The sequence below is a fragment of the Mucilaginibacter lappiensis genome, assembly GCF_900155965.1.
Lineage (GTDB): Bacteria > Bacteroidota > Bacteroidia > Sphingobacteriales > Sphingobacteriaceae > Mucilaginibacter > Mucilaginibacter lappiensis.
Map to the genome: position 1 here is coordinate 206,152 of NZ_FTMG01000010.1, position 16,146 is coordinate 222,297.

The following is a 16,146-nucleotide window of genomic DNA, read 5'->3' on the forward strand; positions in this document are numbered from 1 at the left end:
AATGGCTTCCTGATTATCTAGACGCCTTTATTGGTGCTGGTTTTAAACAAACGACCAAACAGGCGACCAAAAAAACCTTTTTCGCCCATTGGGATAATGCTGGCATTCATGGGATGTTCAATCACACGTCCAAATTTCAGGGTAAATCCTAAATAGAAATCGCCTCCCGAATAATTACCCACCTGATTTATTTGCGAATTGTTATGTAAAGCTGCAGCTGCCAATTTACTGGTATTGGTCAATCTTTCTGTACCTATGTAAAATTCGGTATTGGGCGATTTGATCATGAGCTGTGTACCGATATTAAAAAAATGCATATCGTCATAACTTGTAGTAAGGGTAGCTGTAAAAAGACCACGGTAATTAAAATGATTAACCAAAGCTCCTTTAAAATCCGGGTAGAACAATGCTTTTGAAGCTATAAGCGTAGGCGAGTACTTCCACGTATTACCATAACCTATCCAGTAACTTTTGGTCGCGCTCAGCTCGGCAAGACCGTTTGTGGCAGTTGTGAGCGGTTTAACCGTTTTGTTATTATTATCCTGCATGATGGTACGCACGCGATTATAAAGTGTATCCGCAAAGTGCTGTGAACCCAAATTATTGATCATGCCACTGTTATTAAAATCATAAGTAGCCGACCGGTTGCTCCAGTGAATAAAGCCCAGATCTTTAATATTACCTTGTATAGTTACACGGTCGTCTGTAATGTACGAAAGTCCGAAACTAATAGCGGCACCGGGGTTACGCAGATTGGGCAGGTAGTCACGCGCATCTCGCTGACCGGGTATGTAATTGGCATAATATCGGCCGGTTAAGCCTAGTAACGCGCTTGGATTATTGGGGTTAGTACGGTCGAAAGTAACTTGTGAGTGGTTGATGTTAAACTCCTGATATTCGATACCCAGCAACGCGCTTATTTTAAAACCTACTGCTATCTTTTTGTTAACCCGTTCGCGGTATGAAAAGCTTATCTGGTGATAAGCCTGATACCGGTAGTTGTCATTAAATATGTTGGTATAATTATCATTAGGGAAGTTCCTGGTGCCGTTTAGCAGGGCAAATGATTCATCTGAAAAAAGCCCCCGTGCCTCTGCTTTGGTTTGTGCCGAAAAACCGATTTCCACATCGCCATTAAAACTCGAGAATAGCTTAAACATAATGGCATAGGCATTAATGTTGGCATTAAAGTGATTGTATTTGCCCTGGCCTATTTGTAAGTTATCGGTATAGTATTGCGAATTACTGCCAAATAATTTGCTTTTAAAGGTACGTTGTGCGTTGCCGGTTAAGTACGTATTAACATTAAAGTTTGGGATAAGAAAGTTAAAGGCATATTGTCGGCTGGAGTCGGGAATAAACGATCGTTGTGAGGGGTTTTCGAAAGAATCATACAGGGTGCCTGTATTGTATTGCGAAAATTGTTGAGCAGAAGCTGATAAAGAGAAAAATAATATACCAAAGACAATTAATAGCTTATTTTTATTCATACGATAATTTGCCAACTTTCTGTTTAGTAATGGTTTATTTTAAACCAGTGGGAAATATTTCCATAAACTGCAGGGAAATATTGCAAACACAACAGCCCCTTTTAACGGGAATTGTTAGCGTATGGTTGTGTGTTTTTTTATTTAATTGGAGTAGCGGTACTGTCGGTATTATTCAGGCGCATACATAGGTTGGTGTAGAAGTTTTTATCAGAAGCGCTAAACTGATATGATGCGGCGTAAAAACTTTTCCAGCCGGGATCTGAGTTTTCGAAAGCATCATAAAAAGCATCTTTCAGGTCTCTTTTGAGAATAGATTGTGAGTTTTTAAAGTTGATAAAAAAAGCAACGTTGCTTCTTTCGGCCTGTAGGTTGTCAAACTGGTTATATTGATCTGTTTTGCTAATAAACTTTCGGTTGTAGTAAGTGTCTGAGTAGCTCGTGAGCTCAGAAGATGTAGCTGCCAATACCAGGTAATTATCGATGATCATAAAGTAAGGCTTTCTGAAAATGCTGAAAGCATCGCCTAAGAGATAAAACGGAACTTTGTCATAATTAAACTGCCCGATATTGTCACTGATCATGGTGCTGATGTTCATCATAATGGGTCTCAGCTTTGAACCATCCTTAACAGAAACAATAGCGTATTTTTCCTGGTAACGGGTAGTAACTACAGCAAACTCATTGCTAAGTAAGTGTTCAAATTCGGGCTTTAAAAATATCCCGGTTTCTGCCTTTATTTTACTAAAAAGCTGGTCTTTCTCGTTACTGATTCCCGCTTTAATGTGCCACTGTGAAAGGCCGGCAGAAAACTTTGCTGGGTCAGATACCGCAAAGTTGATAGTATAAGCTGTAGTGGATGGAAAAATATCCTTTAAGTGATTCACCACCGGTTGCTGATCGGCAAATAAATTTAAATAGCTGGCTGTATGGTTGTGTTGTATGCTGGTAAAACCGCTGAACATCAAAGCATCGTTCTTAAAGTTTAATGTGAGGGCCGCTAATGCGGGTAATAGCTTAAAACTCTTAAAAATATCGGTGTTCTTGTTTTTAAATATCTGATCAAACAGGGGAGTAAGTTGGTTGTAGTTAATATAGAGGTTAGCCAGGGAGTTGGCATTTTGCTGTTCGGGCAGTGGAATAAAAATGTTCCTGTTTTTATCATCCTTGTATAAAAGGCTTTGGTCTATCAGCTCTTTTGAAAAGCTTCCGGCAAAAATATTATTCTCTTTTTGGGTGATGTAAAAGTGCTTATTGATGGCCTTAACCAACACATCATAAGTTGTCCCAACCGTGTTATGTATCGGAGTTACAGATAAGCCGCTATTGGGCTGTGTATTTAAGTTAGTAAATGCATCTGTTTTAAAATCGTTGGTGGTGGGTATGGTGATAAGCAGATTAATGTCGTTGCCGTTGGATGGATGTGCCGAGATAAATACATTTTGCCCATCAAAAAAACGCTCCAGTTGTGGTGAGGTAATTAATAACTTACGCAGTGTATCCAGATCGGCTAGTTTATCTTTACCAATAACCGCGCTGAGTAGCTGGTTGCCCTTAAAAATGTCGTAAAACCCCTTTTCGCTGTTAAATTCAAATACTGCGGTGGCGTTGTCTGGTATGGTATGCATCACCTGGCCGGTACGTACCCCCGGCGGACTTAAGTTTTTAAAGTAAACAACTGTTATAGCGATAGCAGCGGCAAGCAAAATTAAGGTGATAACTATCAGACGTTTCATAGCGGATTGCTTTACAAAGATAGAATTTTACCCTGCGCCATTAAAGTAATACTTTCAATTGGTTAACTTAGCTTTTTATATCTGCATGAACAAACAAATAATTATCACGGCTTCGGTTTTTGGTATGCTGGCCGTTATTACCGGGGCCTTTGGTGCGCATGGATTAAAAGGTCGTTTATCTGCCGCCGATCTGGAGGTATGGCATACCGCTGTACAGTATAACTTTTACCATGTATTCGCTTTGCTTTTCCTTTCAACTTTTGCGCGGTTTAAAAATAACCAGATAGCCTTGGCTTATTACTTTTTTAGCTTTGGTATCCTGTTTTTTTCTGGCTCATTATACCTGTTATCATGCCGTAGCCTGTTGGGTTGGGATTGGCTGATGGCGCTTGGCCCAATCACGCCGCTGGGTGGTCTACTGTTCATTTTAGGTTGGCTGATGTTGGCTATTGCTGCTTTTCGGAATAAGTGATTTTTGGGACAAAGGATTATTGGAGCAAGGATTTTTGGATAAAAAATCAAGAGTAGGGAATTAGAGTTTAGGATTTAGAAATTAGAGTTTAGGATTTAGAATATACATGTTAGAATTTGCTGAAATTGAACATACCGATCGTAAAACGCTTTTTGCCGAAGTGATTTTACCGCTGGCAATTTCAAAGAATTATACCTACCGGGTACCGTATGAGCAAAATGACGCCATCGCTATAGGTAAAAGGGTGGTGGTACAGTTTGGTAAAAGCAAGCTATATACCGCCATCGTTAAAGAGATTAGTACGCTTGCGCCTGAAAAGTACGAGGCGAAATACATTATTGAGATTCTGGATGACCAGCCGGTTGTAACACCTCATCAGCTACATTTTTGGCAATGGCTGGCCGATTATTATATGTGCAATATTGGTGAGGTGATGAACGCTGCGCTGCCCGCTGCCCTGAAACTGGCCAGCGAAACCCGTATTGTGCTCAATAAAGATTACGATATTGACCGCTCAACCCTGCATGATAAAGAATTTCTGATTGTAGAGGCCCTGGATATCCAGCCAGAACTTACTGTAAGTGATATTGCCAAATTACTTGGCCAAAAAACGGTAATGCCTATCCTGAAGCTGATGTTTGAGAAAAACATCATCCATATATCCGAAGAAGTAAGCGAACGTTACAAACCCCGTAAGCGTACTTTTATTACGCTGAACCCGGTTTATAATCATCCCGATAATTTGCGGGAACTTTTTCCGATATTGGAAAAACGTGCCCCTAAACAAGCCGATGCGCTGCTGGCGTATATTAAACTGGCAAGGCATCAGAAAGCCATCACCAAGAACGAGCTGATAGAAGAAAGCGGCGCCGGCGAATCGAGTATTAAATCGCTTATAGAAAAGGAAATTCTTATAGCCGAGGAAAAAAATGTGAGTCGCCTGCATTTTGAGGAGGAAGAAGAACTGAACAGTAACTTTGAGCTGAGCGAACAGCAAACCGAAGTGCTGGAAAGTGTGCGTAAGCAATATCAGGAAAAGGATGTGGTGCTATTGCATGGCGTAACCTCATCGGGCAAAACGCAGCTCTATATCAGGCTGATAGAAGAAATGATGCGCAGCGACCGGCAGGTACTTTATCTGTTACCCGAAATTGCGTTGACCACACATATTATTGAACGGCTGCGACTATATTTTGGCGCCGATATCGGTGTTTATCACTCCCGGTTTAACGATAACGAAAGAGTGGAGGTTTGGCAAAAGGTGTTGAACAATGATTACAAGGTGATCCTTGGTGCCCGTTCATCAGTGTTTTTGCCTTTTAATGATCTCGGACTTATTGTGGTTGACGAAGAGCATGAAACGTCCTATAAGCAGTTTGATCCTGCCCCGCGTTACAACGCCCGTGATGCAGCCATTTTTCTGGCCCACACACATCGGGGAAAGGTGTTGCTGGGTTCGGCCACACCATCTTTTGAAAGTTATTTTAATGCCCGCACCCATAAGTATGGTTTTGCTGAGCTTACCGAGCGCTACGGTGGTGTACAATTGCCAGATGTGCAGGTAGTAAGCATCAGTCACGAGACTAAACAAAAAACCATCCAGTCGCATTTTACCAGCGTATTGATGGAGGGGATCAACCAGGCGTTGATCAATAAGGAGCAGGTGATCCTGTTTCAAAACCGCCGTGGTTACGCGCCGGTGCTCATGTGTAAAATATGCGCCTACACGCCGAAATGTATCAATTGCGATGTGAGTCTTACTTATCATAAAAGCAGTGGCAAACTGCATTGCCACTACTGTGGCTATAAGGAGGATTCGCCATCTGTTTGTCCGGCTTGTGGCTCAACGCACCTGGAATATAAAGGTTTTGGTACCGAGAAAATAGAAGATGAACTAAGTCTGTTATTACCCGATGCGCGTATTGCCCGAATGGATCTGGATACTACCCGCGCCCGTAACTCGCTGCAAACCATCCTGAACAATCTCGAAGAGAAAAAAATAGACATACTGGTGGGTACCCAAATGGTAGCCAAAGGACTTGACTTTGCCGATGTCACCCTTATCGGTATCATTAATGCAGATAGCATGCTCAAATTCCCGGATTACCGGGCCAACGAACGCAGTTTCCAGATGCTGGCGCAGGTGAGCGGTCGTGCTGGGCGAAGAGGCAAGCAGGGTAAGGTAGTCATTCAAACTTATGATCCTAATCACCGCGTTATTAAACAGGTGATTGCCAATGATTATAACGATCTGTATTTTACAGAAATGGAGGAGCGCAAAAGCTTTAAATATCCCCCGTTCTACCGCATCATCAACCTGGATATTAAACACAAAGATCCTGATGTATTATATAACCAGGCTAATTATCTCGGTAATGAACTGCGCAGGCATTTTGGCGAACGGGTAATAGGTCCCGAGTCGCCATTAATCAGTCGTATCCGTAATTATTATATCAAATCCATCATGCTCAAATTTGAGCGGGATGGTATATCTATTGTTAAGGCTAAAGCCATATTGCGGGATGTGATCACCCAGTTTCAAACCACTAAATTAAGCAAGGGAAGTATTATTCAGCCCGATGTTGATCCGTATTGACACGATTAAGGGATTGGGAAGGATTTACAGGATTTTTTTGACTCTTCTATATTAGGGTTTAGCTATTGGATGATTCTGTGGTGTGACCAATTTTTTGTTGTATACGCGTTTAAAATCCAGGCTTATTCCTCCAAAATTTATCAGTAAGCCATCAGCCAAGTTATATGCTTCTAAATAGTTTATGGCTTGATTCTTATGAAGATCAATAATGGTTTCAACGGCTTTTAATTCTAACATCACACATTCTTCAATAAAGAAATCTACTCTTCTATTGCCTATTAGTTCATCCCGATAAAATATAGACATTTCTTTTTCCCTTTCAAAAGATAACCCTGCTATCTTCATTTCAATCGCCAGTGCTCTTTGATAAATAGCTTCCTGGAAGCCGCAACCCAAAGTTTTATGAATTTGCATAGCACAACCAATAATTTTGTGCGTTACATTATTGATTTCTTCTTTTGATTTAAACGTCATAAATTATGTAGTGATATCGGTATGGGTTAAGTATATAAATTTAGATATAAATCTCGCTGATATCATTTCTGAGGTCTAAATTGTTTAAAAATTGTTAAGGTTTGTTAATGAAGCGTTTACTGGCACCTCGTCCTGTAATCCTTTCTAATCCTTAAATCGTGTAAAAATTCCTGCTAACTTTGCCGTATAAATGGCTTATAAGTATATTGATAATTACCGCGAAAAAGGCGCCCGGAAACGATTGGTTGACATCCTGCGAAAAAAAGGTATCCAGGATGAAGAGGTGTTGCTGGCCATAAGCAAAGTACCACGCCACTATTTTTTTGATGAAACTTTCTGGAAACAGGCCTACAGCGATATTGCTTTTCCAATAGGCGAGGGGCAAACCATATCGCAGCCATATACTGTTGCTTACCAAACCGAATTGCTGCACATTCGCAAAGGGGATAAAGTATTGGAAATTGGCACAGGTTCGGGTTATCAAACCTGTATATTAATGGAGCTTGGCGCTAAAGTTTATACTATTGAGCGCCAGGAAAAACTGTATGAACGTACCCGGTTTATCCTGCCCGAAAAAATGGGCTACAAGCCCCACTTCTTTTGTGGCGATGGTTCCATCGGTAAGGCAGAACACGCTCCATATGATAAAATTATTGTCACGGCCGGTGCACCTACCGTGCCCGATGTATTGTTGAAACAACTGAAAATAGGAGGCATACTGGTAATCCCGGTAGGCGACGAAGAAACCCAAAAAATGGTAACCGTACTCAAAGTTGCCGAACACGATTACGAAAAGATTGTACTGGATACTTTCAGATTTGTACCATTGGTGGGGGATAAGGCGTGGTAGATAGATGTGCAGATGTGCGGATTTCAGATGTGCAGATGAGGTACCAAATGATAAATGAATTAGAAGTGATCATTGAATCATAAAAGGAAAAGCCCGACTTAATCAAAGTGGGGCTTCATTATTTCATAAAAAAACATCTGCACATCTGAAATCCGCACATCTGCACATCCAAAAGGGGTTATCTTTTCATCGCCCTATCCATCTCAACTTTGGTGTCGCGTTCTTTTAGGGTTTCGCGTTTGTCAAATGTCTTTTTACCCTGGGCCAAGCCAATTTCCAGCTTGGCAAAACCACGCTCGCTGATGAATAAGGCCAACGGTACAATGGTCAGTCCTTTTTCTTCGCCGCGGGTCAGGAGTTTTTTGAGTTCTTTTTTGGTGAGCAGCAGCACACGATCGCGTTTGGCCTCATGGTTGTAAAACGACCCGTATGAATATTCGGATATATGCAGGTTACGTACAAACAGCTGGTTATTAATAAAGGTGCAAAAAGCATCATTAATATTGGCTTTGCCCTCCCGTATCGACTTAATTTCGGTGCCCAATAATTGAATACCGGCTACATATTTATCCAATATGTGGTATTCAAAATAAGCCTTCTTGTTTTTTATATATACTTTATCCTGAGTAGTCATGTTTTCCTTTCGGTGAGGTGCAAATTTACGTAAAATTTCCGCCCCCTCTAAATGGTGCAACCCTCATGAACGCTAAAAACGAATAATAATGTGAATAATCTCCCCCGGTTGGGGAGACTTTATTTTCAAAGCCCTCCCTTCCGGGGAGGATTGGGTGGGGCAGGATTACCTACTTGGCTTTACCACCAGCACCGGTACATTTACCATATGCCTTACCGAGTTTACGGTTGTGCCAAAAATGAGGTCTTTAAGCGCTTTATGACCGTGCGACCCCATCACTATAAAGTCAACATTTTCTTCATTTACTATTTTGGCTATAGCACTTGCAGGGTTACCATAACCAATTTGTGCCTGTGCCTTATAGCCCAGGTTTTGCAACGTGGTAACATACTTATCCAGGTTGTCAGCATCACTTTGAGTTTCACTGTCCATCACCTGTTTACCGTAGTAGCGTGCGCCGGCAGTTTCTACTACGTGGATCAGGGTATAAGTGGCCTTTTTCCCACCTTGCATGATGGCGTGGCGTAAACAGTCGTTGTCATTTTTTGAAAAGTCGATAGTGATAGCTATATGTTTATAGGTAATAGCATCAAGTTCGGTAATAGCACTGGCAATGCCATGTGGTGCGTAAACCGGCTGATCTTTATGCTTATACAGCATCGGTCTGAAAAATACATATATCAGTAATACAGCTACAGCAAGTACAATGGGAAAAACCAGGACATAGATCCAGATAGCCGAGGATGGATATTCTTTTATCCAGTCAAATAATTGTTCGTATACCAGTTTGGCGTTCAACGCAACAATAAGGACGGCGCAAATCCAGGCCAGTACTTTTACTTTAAAAGTGATAGCAAATTTACCCATTCGTTTTTTGTCAGATGTAAAGTGGATTAGCGGGATAACCGCGAAGCCCAATTGTAAACTCAATACCACTTGGCTTAATATGATCAGGCTACCTAATCCATTTTCTCCAAAATAAATGATCGTGAAAACGGCCGGAACAATAGCCAGTACGCGGGTAAGCAAACGGCGCAGCCAGGGTTCAATACGCAGGTTAATATGGCCCTCCATAATAATTTGCCCGGCAAGGGTACCTGTAATGGTTGAACTTTGACCCGAGGCAATCAAGGCGATGGCAAAAAGAACAGGTGCGACCCGACCAAAAATATGTTCCAGTAATTTATAGGCATCCTGTATCTCAGCAACCTTAAAATAGCCATTCTTATAAAACGCGGTGGCTGCCAGTATCAGTATAGCCGCGTTCACCAAAAAGGCAAGGTTAAGCGCTATAACGGTATCAAATAAATTAAATTTAATAGCCGATTTAATGCCCGCGTCTGTTCGGGTGATCTGCCGGGTTTGCACCAGCGAAGAGTGCAGGTACAGGTTATGCGGCATCACTGTAGCGCCAATAATACCAATAGCAATATATAACGATTCACCGCTTAAATTACCCGGGGCAAAGCCTTTGGCAATTTCAACTACGCTGGGGTTCACAATAAACATTTCTATTAAAAAGGATAGCCCAACAATAAATATCATGGATATGATAAAGCCTTCCAGTTTGCGCATGCCCTTGTTCATTAAATAAAGCATGAGGATGGTGTCAGTAATGGTAAGCGATACACCCCATATCAGCGGTAGATTAAACAACAGTTTTAAGCCGATGGCCATACCGATGATCTCGGCTAGGTCGCAGGCTATAATGGCTATTTGCGCCAGTATGTACAGCCAGAAATTCACAAAACGCGGATAGGCATTTTTAGATGCCTGTGCCAGGTCGAGCCCGCGAACGATGCCCAGGCGGGCGCTGAGCGATTGTAAAAGGAGCGCTATCAGGTTGGAGGCAAACAATACCCATATCAGTTTATAACCGAATGCGCTGCCGCCGGCAATATCGGTAGCCCAGTTGCCCGGATCCATATAACCTACACTTACCAGATAGGCCGGCCCCAGGAAGGCCATTATTTTGCGCCAGCCTGTTTTGTTTTCGGTGTTAACCGAACTGTGTACATCTCCTAATGATTGATTGTGGTTATCGGTCATAAAGCTATCAGTAAATTATTGGCCGCCTCGCGGCTGATATGTATTTCTTTTTTGTTTTCCATTTGTATGATCATAGAATGATCAAATTCTACAATTTCCATGATGGATATTTTTTTTCCGAGCGTAAGCTGCTGTTTTTCGAGGTATTGTAAAAACGATGAGCTGTGGTCGCGCACGCCGGATATGGTACCGCTGTCATGTACACTTAACGTTGATATGGGCTTCAGCTCCGAGGCTTTAAACCGGCCATTACAATCGGGTATGGGTTCGCCGTGCGGGTCGTGCTGTGGGTAATCCATAAACTCATCCAACCGGTCAATCAGTTCGGCTGATGATATATGCTCCATTTCTTCGGCCATATCATGTACCTGGTCCCATTTAAACTTGAGCTTTTCTACCAGGAAGTACTCCCAGAGCCGGTGTTTGCGGATGATATTTACCGCTATCTTCTCACCGGAGGAGGTAAGGCTAACACCCTGGTATTTGGTATAGTTAATCAGCGCCTTGTCAGCCAGCTTTTTAAGCATATCCGTTACCGACGAAGCCTTGGTGTTTAATGACGCGGCAATTTGATTGGTGCTCACGTTTTCGGCATTAATAGACAGATGATAGATGGATTTTAAATAGTTTTCCTCGGCTAACGTATTCATTTATACAAATCTAATAAAAAATTTAGACTTATCTAAATTATGAAAAACGCGGGAAATATATTTTTGCTGAATTACTTTTAAGAGAAATATAATTTTGTGAACAGAGGAAAACTGTATATTTGCGTACATTATTGTAACCTGATGGCTGCGGAATTAGATAAAATAGATCTTCAAATACTTAAGATATTACAGGAAAACGGAAGAATAACCAACCTTCAACTTTCAAATGAGATAGGGCTTTCACCGGCACCAACCTTAGAGCGTGTACGTAAGCTGGAAAACGCCGCATACATCAAGAGCTATCATGCCCTGGTGGATGAGGAAAAATTGGGCCTGGGTATCAAAACCTTTATACAGATATCGCTTGATTTTCATCAGAAAAATACCATTCAAACATTTCTGGATGAGATCAAACACATTAAAGAAGTAACGGAGTGCCACCACGTAACCGGCCAGTGCGACTTTTTACTGAAAGTTTATGTGCGCGACATCAAATCATACGAACAATTGATCATGGAAAAGATAAGCCGTATCACGGTAGTAAAAACTTTCCAGACCATGATGATCATGTCAACCAGCAAAAAGGAGCCGATTGTGCCGCTGGAATATTAGTTCTTTTAGAGGCAAGAAATTAGAGTCAAGAATCAAGATAAATATCGTGATTCTTGACTTTTTTAGTTTTATAACTTATTTACAAAAACTCTTGATTCTTGACTCTAGTTTCTTGATTCTCTTCTCAACTTATCTGCCAGTTGATCTCTGCTTTTCCTTCTCTTCTTAATATCTCATTGGTTTTTGAAAACGGTTTGCTGCCAAAAAAACCACGGTCGGCGGAGAAGGGGGAGGGGTGCGGTGATTTCAGGATAAAATGTTTTTTCTCATTAATCAATGTCGCTTTTGATTGGGCAAACGCTCCCCAGAGTATAAATACAATGCCTGCTTTTTTGTCGGATATGGTTTTGATCACCTCGTCGGTAAACTCTTCCCAACCCTGTTTTTGATGCGAACCCGGACTGCTGGCCCTTACCGTTAAAGTAGCATTTAAAAGTAATACACCCTGTTTGGCCCAGTCTTCCAGATTGCCGTGGGCTGGTATTTTAAATCCTGGGATATCGGTTTGCAGTTCTTTATAAATATTGATGAGCGAACGGGGAGTAGCGATGCCTTTTTGTACCGAAAAGGAAAGCCCATGGGCCTGATGAGCGCCGTGGTACGGATCCTGGCCTAGTATTACCACTTTTACATCATCAAAGTGAGTGGTGTTAAACGCGTTAAAAATTTCACTGTTTTTGGGGTAAACCACTTGTCCTGCTGCCTTTTCTTTTTGTAAAAAATCCTTTAATTTTATCATATAGTCTTTCCCAAACTCGTCTTTCAAAACATCCATCCAGGAGGGGTCTAATGCATTTGCCATAAATATTGATATAATGTTGATTAAGCGTACAAATTAACGGATATTTGTACTCAATATATAGTATCATAAATTATGTCAAATATTGTTAGGCTAATTATAGCCTGTGTACTGTTCGGTGCGGCTGTTGCGCTTTGTGCCTTCGGATTTTGGGGCTGGGGGATTTTAGTTTTGTTTTTGGGCGGTATTGTGCTGTTGAGCTTCTTTTTTAACGAGAATATGCTCATATCGCAGTTTTACCTGCGTAAAGAAAATTCAGAAAAAGCCGAGGCCTGGTTAATGAAGATCACTGATTACGAAAAACAGCTGCATAAAAACCAGCATGGTTATTATAACTTACTGATAGGTTTGATCGAATCGCGCAAGGCGCCAATGAAATCTGAAAAATACTTTAAAAAAGCGCTTCAGTTGGGTATGAAAATGTCGCATAATACGGCTTTGGCTAAATTAAGCCTGGCGGGTATCTCTATGGCTAAACGTAATAAACGCGAGGCGCAGATGTATCTTTCAGAAGCTACAAAAGATGATAAGAATAAATTACTCGCCGAGCAGATCAAGATGATGAAAGGACAACTGGCTCAGATGGACAAGCAACAGGTAGTAAGGGGCGGATATCGCCAGTTTTAATCAGGAAAGAAAATAATAAGGAATAAAATAAAAAAAGGGACGCGAAAGCATCCCTTTTTTATTTCTCGTCAATAGCGCTGAAATAATCGGCAGTAGCAGAATGGTTCTGGTAAGGCGATACAACGCGGTCGCTATAAGAATAGTCGCTTTCTTCGGTCGGATTGGCCACTTCGACCATCTTTAATAAACTCCTGATGAACGACAAGTTGAAGTTACTTCTGTTCAGTTTGATCAGGTATTCGTTCTCGGTGATCTCCAAAATTGAATTGGTCATGACTTTTTTTGATAGTTGTTTATTGCAAGTATAATCAACATAATTAAACACAAAGTACCGTTTGCTTTAAGCTTTTATTAATAAATTGTTATTAAATTGCTGATGCAGAGTTGCGTATCGAAATAGGCAGGATAGAAGCCCATTTGTAGGGCTTCGGAGAGCAAAAGTAGCATAAAAAGATGTACGTATAAGCGCCTATCTGTTTTTATTTTTTCATACAGAACCATTGTAATTTCGATATTTATATCTTTAACTTCAATAGCTTATCCGCATTGTCATGAGAAATTTTTGCTACCTGCTCATCAGGAAGTTCAATTGCATTTAAAAACTCCATACCCATTTCGTTGGTGCTAAATGGGTAATCAATAGAAAACATAATATTATCAATGCCAAAAGTATCTAAAGCAATTTTGAGCGGCGGCTGAGTAAAAAAACCACTGGTGGTGATATGAACCTGCTGGTGGAAGGTATCGGTAAGCGTACGCTGATTTGCACCCCCGTTTCCGGGTTTAAGTGCTCTTTCTGATCTGGCCATCATCATCGGTAACATTTCGCCCATATGACCAATAATCAGTTTCAGTTTGGGATACTTATCAAAAATTCCGGAATAGAGCAGGCGTAAAACATGCAGGGCGGTTTCCGAGTGCCATCCCCAGCCGTAACAGGCTAAAGCCTCTGCCATGCCCGAATGGGTAGGTAAGCCACTATAGTAAATGTCAGCTATACCTTTTGGAGGCAGGCCAGGGTGCAGGTAAATGGGTACGTCCAGCTTTTCGGCCCGTTCAAATATCGGCGCAAATTCAGGCTGGTCTAAAAATTGGTCCTGAGTCACACCCCTGATCATGGCGCCGCGAAAATGATATTCGGTTACAGCGCGTTCCAACTCGTCGGCCGCAGCCGCTGGGGCTGTCATGGGCAGGTGGGCAAAAGCCGTAAACCTATGCTCAAAACCCGCGATCCTTTGGGCAATCAAATCATTATATTGCCTTGCAAAAGCCGGACCTTTTTCCGGGCTTAACAGGTTAGCCCCCGAACTATCTACAGAGAGTACCTGCATGGTAATGCCATTGGCATCCATTGATTGCAGGCGCTCTCCGGTAATGTCGGCAAGTTTGGGTATAAGCTGCTGCATCCTTTCTGATTGGCCAAAACCACCCAGGGCATCTTTAGGTATTTGAGCTGCTATTTCCGGGAAGGAGATATGTTCTTCCAATGTTACTATTCGCATATTAAATTGATATATAGGTTAAAGAAGATCATTACATGAATTACCAGGCTACTTCACCCTCATCCCTGAAAAATTTTCCTGTGATATCCGGATGAGCCTGTGTGGCTAGTTTTACGATAGGTACCGCGCCCTGTTCTACAGTTTTTGTACCCTGAAATTGGTTGAGGTCGGTAGCTGTATGCCCTGGTGTAACGCTGTTAACCATAACGCCTGTATCACGGAGTTCATTGGCCAGCATTATGGTAAAAGCGTTTAACGCCGTTTTAGAAGAACCATAAGCATGAAATTTATCCCGGCCTACATTCCTGTTTGGGCTGCTATGCCCGGCGAGAGAACCAACTTCGCTGGAAACATTGATGATAGATGGTTGGCTGGATTTTCTGAGCAGAGGCAGAAACTCCTGTGTGGTTTGTATGGTTCCAAAAAAATTGACATCGAATATCGCCCGCAGGTTTTCCAGTTTACATGCAGAAAAATTTTGGGGCTGATCGCCGGCAATCGCCGCATTATTGATCAAAATATCTAAAGAGTCAATTTTGCGCTCCAGTTGCTGCCTTGCCTGGCGTACAGAGTTAATATCAGCTATATCAATTACTATAGTTTCCACATTGGTTATACCCAGGTCATTCAATTTCCGTATCGCTTCTAATCCGAGTTTTTTATCCCTGCTGCCTAAATATACAAAGTAGTTGAATTGTGCCAGTTGCTTTGCCGTTTCAAAACCGATTCCTTTGTTGGCCCCGGTGATTAATACTGTTTTCATTATGATAGTTTTTGATTGATGTATCCTTAGATTAAAGCTTTTTAAGCTGAAAACGAGCCCGTTATTATTAATAAACAGTGCTCAAATACATCAACGCAAAGAAACATACTCCTGTTTTAAGCAGCAATGTACCAATGTTGGTAGTTATAGGACTATTTGTGGGTATACTCTTTTTGTTTGGTCAGTTCGGTTAGGCTCTGTCCGAATAGCTTTTTGAAAGCAAGTGAAAAGTGTGATAAGGTTTCGAAGTCCAGTTCAAGATAAATTTCGGATGCAGGCGCTTGTGGCACTAGCGGGATTTTGAATAAGCCATTATTTAATCATAAAAAGAGTTTATCATTCATCAGGATGTTTCTAATTTTGCAAAATGACCGATCAGGAAATAATAGACTATTTTGAAACAGCACAGCTGCCCCAAACCCTCAGGATCGACAGGGCGATTACACAATTCGACGTTAAGGATGCCGTGGAAAGGAATTTAGCCACACTTAAAACAGAGGATAAAGGAGGGCATGCCAAGCACAGGCTTATTCAAATCATAAATGCCCTCGAAAACCCTTATGCAGGTCCTGAAATACCTCGCTATTAAAAAAGGCTGTCTCATAAGTATGGGAACAGCCTCTTTTTCCTTGATTTCTTCGGATAGGTGGTGGAGAACGTTTTCGTATATGCGATTCTCAGAGCCTCGATTTTGCTTATGAGACAACCTCTTTTAATAGCGAAGTATCCGCAAGCGTCCTGCTTGTGAAATTTATAAGCTCATCGGCAACCTCGAGGTCCCTTTCAGGAGACCCTGAGGGAACGAAAGGATATTTTAATAAAAACACACGCGGCACGCGTGCGCCAGCGAAGGGTGATATAACAGTTGCTCGGCATGGTAACCACAAGCGGGACT

Annotated in this window: 16 protein-coding genes; 6 read left to right on the top strand and 10 right to left on the bottom strand. The window is 41.7% G+C overall.

Features of this window, described 5'->3' with window-relative positions; all coding sequences use genetic code 11:
- Positions 1 to 17: 17 nt before the first annotated feature.
- Together BW976_RS18860 and BW976_RS18865 are read right to left on the bottom strand one after the other, a co-directional pair.
- Entirely contained in the window at positions 18 to 1,490 is a 1,473-nt protein-coding gene (locus BW976_RS18860) for a DUF5723 family protein (RefSeq protein ID WP_076375297.1), read from the bottom strand.
- Between the two features lie 137 nt (positions 1,491 to 1,627).
- The gene (locus tag BW976_RS18865; RefSeq protein WP_076375299.1) at positions 1,628 to 3,223 is read right to left on the bottom strand and encodes a hypothetical protein; all 1,596 of its coding nucleotides are present in this window, start codon (positions 3,221 to 3,223) and stop codon (positions 1,628 to 1,630) included.
- 85 nt (positions 3,224 to 3,308) lie between these two features.
- Here BW976_RS18865 and BW976_RS18870 point away from each other — a divergent pair, with 85 nt between their 5' ends.
- The gene (locus BW976_RS18870) at positions 3,309 to 3,695 is read left to right on the top strand and encodes a DUF423 domain-containing protein (protein ID WP_076375301.1); all 387 of its coding nucleotides are present in this window, start codon (positions 3,309 to 3,311) and stop codon (positions 3,693 to 3,695) included.
- A gap of 106 nt (positions 3,696 to 3,801) precedes the next feature.
- Complete coding sequence (gene priA, locus BW976_RS18875; RefSeq protein ID WP_076375303.1) at positions 3,802 to 6,291, top strand: replication restart helicase PriA; 2,490 nt, start codon at positions 3,802 to 3,804, stop codon at positions 6,289 to 6,291.
- 51 nt (positions 6,292 to 6,342) lie between these two features.
- Here priA and BW976_RS18880 read toward each other — a convergent pair whose 3' ends face one another.
- Positions 6,343 to 6,765, bottom strand: coding sequence for a GxxExxY protein (locus BW976_RS18880; RefSeq protein ID WP_076375305.1), 423 nt, complete (start codon positions 6,763 to 6,765; stop codon positions 6,343 to 6,345).
- A gap of 190 nt (positions 6,766 to 6,955) precedes the next feature.
- Between BW976_RS18880 and BW976_RS18885 the strand changes: the two genes are divergently transcribed.
- Entirely contained in the window at positions 6,956 to 7,615 is a 660-nt protein-coding gene (locus tag BW976_RS18885; protein ID WP_076375307.1) for a protein-L-isoaspartate(D-aspartate) O-methyltransferase, read from the top strand.
- Positions 7,616 to 7,793: 178 nt separating this feature from the next.
- On the opposite strand, the gene smpB is transcribed toward BW976_RS18885, so the two are convergent.
- The 3 genes from smpB to BW976_RS18900 all read right to left on the bottom strand — a co-directional run bounded on the left by smpB (position 7,794) and on the right by BW976_RS18900 (position 10,948).
- Positions 7,794 to 8,249: an SsrA-binding protein SmpB gene (smpB, locus tag BW976_RS18890; RefSeq protein WP_076375309.1), complete on the bottom strand. Its 456-nt coding sequence runs from the start codon at positions 8,247 to 8,249 to the stop codon at positions 7,794 to 7,796.
- Between the two features lie 165 nt (positions 8,250 to 8,414).
- A complete protein-coding gene (locus BW976_RS18895) occupies positions 8,415 to 10,298 on the bottom strand; it encodes an Nramp family divalent metal transporter (RefSeq protein WP_076375311.1) in 1,884 nt (627 codons plus the stop codon).
- The gene (locus BW976_RS18900; RefSeq protein WP_076375313.1) at positions 10,295 to 10,948 is read right to left on the bottom strand and encodes a metal-dependent transcriptional regulator; all 654 of its coding nucleotides are present in this window, start codon (positions 10,946 to 10,948) and stop codon (positions 10,295 to 10,297) included. The genes BW976_RS18895 and BW976_RS18900 overlap by 4 nt, the downstream gene beginning before the upstream one ends.
- A gap of 141 nt (positions 10,949 to 11,089) precedes the next feature.
- On the opposite strand from BW976_RS18900, the gene BW976_RS18905 reads away from it, so the two are divergent.
- Positions 11,090 to 11,560 carry an Lrp/AsnC family transcriptional regulator gene (locus BW976_RS18905; RefSeq protein ID WP_076375315.1) on the top strand — a complete coding sequence of 157 codons (471 nt, stop codon included), beginning with the start codon at positions 11,090 to 11,092 and terminating at the stop codon, positions 11,558 to 11,560.
- 124 nt (positions 11,561 to 11,684) lie between these two features.
- Here the strand turns inward: BW976_RS18905 and ung are convergent, their stop codons facing one another.
- A complete protein-coding gene (ung, locus tag BW976_RS18910) occupies positions 11,685 to 12,362 on the bottom strand; it encodes a uracil-DNA glycosylase (protein WP_076375317.1) in 678 nt (225 codons plus the stop codon).
- Positions 12,363 to 12,434: 72 nt separating this feature from the next.
- Between ung and BW976_RS18915 the strand changes: the two genes are divergently transcribed.
- Positions 12,435 to 12,986: a hypothetical protein gene (locus BW976_RS18915; RefSeq protein WP_076375319.1), complete on the top strand. Its 552-nt coding sequence runs from the start codon at positions 12,435 to 12,437 to the stop codon at positions 12,984 to 12,986.
- A 58-nt stretch (positions 12,987 to 13,044) separates the two neighbouring features.
- On the opposite strand, the gene BW976_RS18920 is transcribed toward BW976_RS18915, so the two are convergent.
- The 3 genes from BW976_RS18920 to BW976_RS18930 all read right to left on the bottom strand — a co-directional run bounded on the left by BW976_RS18920 (position 13,045) and on the right by BW976_RS18930 (position 15,251).
- Positions 13,045 to 13,260 (bottom strand): hypothetical protein, encoded by a 216-nt coding sequence (locus BW976_RS18920; RefSeq protein ID WP_076375321.1) that lies wholly within the window; start codon positions 13,258 to 13,260, stop codon positions 13,045 to 13,047.
- A gap of 241 nt (positions 13,261 to 13,501) precedes the next feature.
- The gene (locus BW976_RS18925; RefSeq protein ID WP_076375323.1) at positions 13,502 to 14,488 is read right to left on the bottom strand and encodes an amidohydrolase family protein; all 987 of its coding nucleotides are present in this window, start codon (positions 14,486 to 14,488) and stop codon (positions 13,502 to 13,504) included.
- Between the two features lie 40 nt (positions 14,489 to 14,528).
- A complete protein-coding gene (locus tag BW976_RS18930) occupies positions 14,529 to 15,251 on the bottom strand; it encodes an SDR family oxidoreductase (protein ID WP_076375325.1) in 723 nt (240 codons plus the stop codon).
- Positions 15,252 to 15,618: 367 nt separating this feature from the next.
- Between BW976_RS18930 and BW976_RS18935 the strand changes: the two genes are divergently transcribed.
- Positions 15,619 to 15,840, top strand: a complete 222-nt coding sequence (locus BW976_RS18935; RefSeq protein WP_076375327.1) for a DUF6965 family protein — start codon at positions 15,619 to 15,621, stop codon at positions 15,838 to 15,840.
- Positions 15,841 to 16,146 lie beyond the last annotated feature (306 nt).

Excerpts from the sequence above, each read along its gene's own strand:
- BW976_RS18915 (WP_076375319.1), top strand. The coding sequence starts at position 12,435 with ATGTCAAATATTGTTAGGCTAATTATAGCCTGTGTACTGTTCGGTGCG.
- BW976_RS18860 (WP_076375297.1), bottom strand. The coding sequence starts at position 1,490 with ATGAATAAAAATAAGCTATTAATTGTCTTTGGTATATTATTTTTCTCT.
- priA (WP_076375303.1), top strand. The coding sequence starts at position 3,802 with ATGTTAGAATTTGCTGAAATTGAACATACCGATCGTAAAACGCTTTTT.
- BW976_RS18880 (WP_076375305.1), bottom strand. The coding sequence starts at position 6,765 with ATGACGTTTAAATCAAAAGAAGAAATCAATAATGTAACGCACAAAATT.
- BW976_RS18885 (WP_076375307.1), top strand. The coding sequence starts at position 6,956 with ATGGCTTATAAGTATATTGATAATTACCGCGAAAAAGGCGCCCGGAAA.
- BW976_RS18865 (WP_076375299.1), bottom strand. The coding sequence starts at position 3,223 with ATGAAACGTCTGATAGTTATCACCTTAATTTTGCTTGCCGCTGCTATC.
- BW976_RS18920 (WP_076375321.1), bottom strand. The coding sequence starts at position 13,260 with ATGACCAATTCAATTTTGGAGATCACCGAGAACGAATACCTGATCAAA.
- BW976_RS18895 (WP_076375311.1), bottom strand. The coding sequence starts at position 10,298 with ATGACCGATAACCACAATCAATCATTAGGAGATGTACACAGTTCGGTT.
- BW976_RS18935 (WP_076375327.1), top strand. The coding sequence starts at position 15,619 with ATGACCGATCAGGAAATAATAGACTATTTTGAAACAGCACAGCTGCCC.
- BW976_RS18930 (WP_076375325.1), bottom strand. The coding sequence starts at position 15,251 with ATGAAAACAGTATTAATCACCGGGGCCAACAAAGGAATCGGTTTTGAA.
- BW976_RS18905 (WP_076375315.1), top strand. The coding sequence starts at position 11,090 with ATGGCTGCGGAATTAGATAAAATAGATCTTCAAATACTTAAGATATTA.
- BW976_RS18925 (WP_076375323.1), bottom strand. The coding sequence starts at position 14,488 with ATGCGAATAGTAACATTGGAAGAACATATCTCCTTCCCGGAAATAGCA.
- BW976_RS18900 (WP_076375313.1), bottom strand. The coding sequence starts at position 10,948 with ATGAATACGTTAGCCGAGGAAAACTATTTAAAATCCATCTATCATCTG.
- ung (WP_076375317.1), bottom strand. The coding sequence starts at position 12,362 with ATGGCAAATGCATTAGACCCCTCCTGGATGGATGTTTTGAAAGACGAG.
- BW976_RS18870 (WP_076375301.1), top strand. The coding sequence starts at position 3,309 with ATGAACAAACAAATAATTATCACGGCTTCGGTTTTTGGTATGCTGGCC.
- smpB (WP_076375309.1), bottom strand. The coding sequence starts at position 8,249 with ATGACTACTCAGGATAAAGTATATATAAAAAACAAGAAGGCTTATTTT.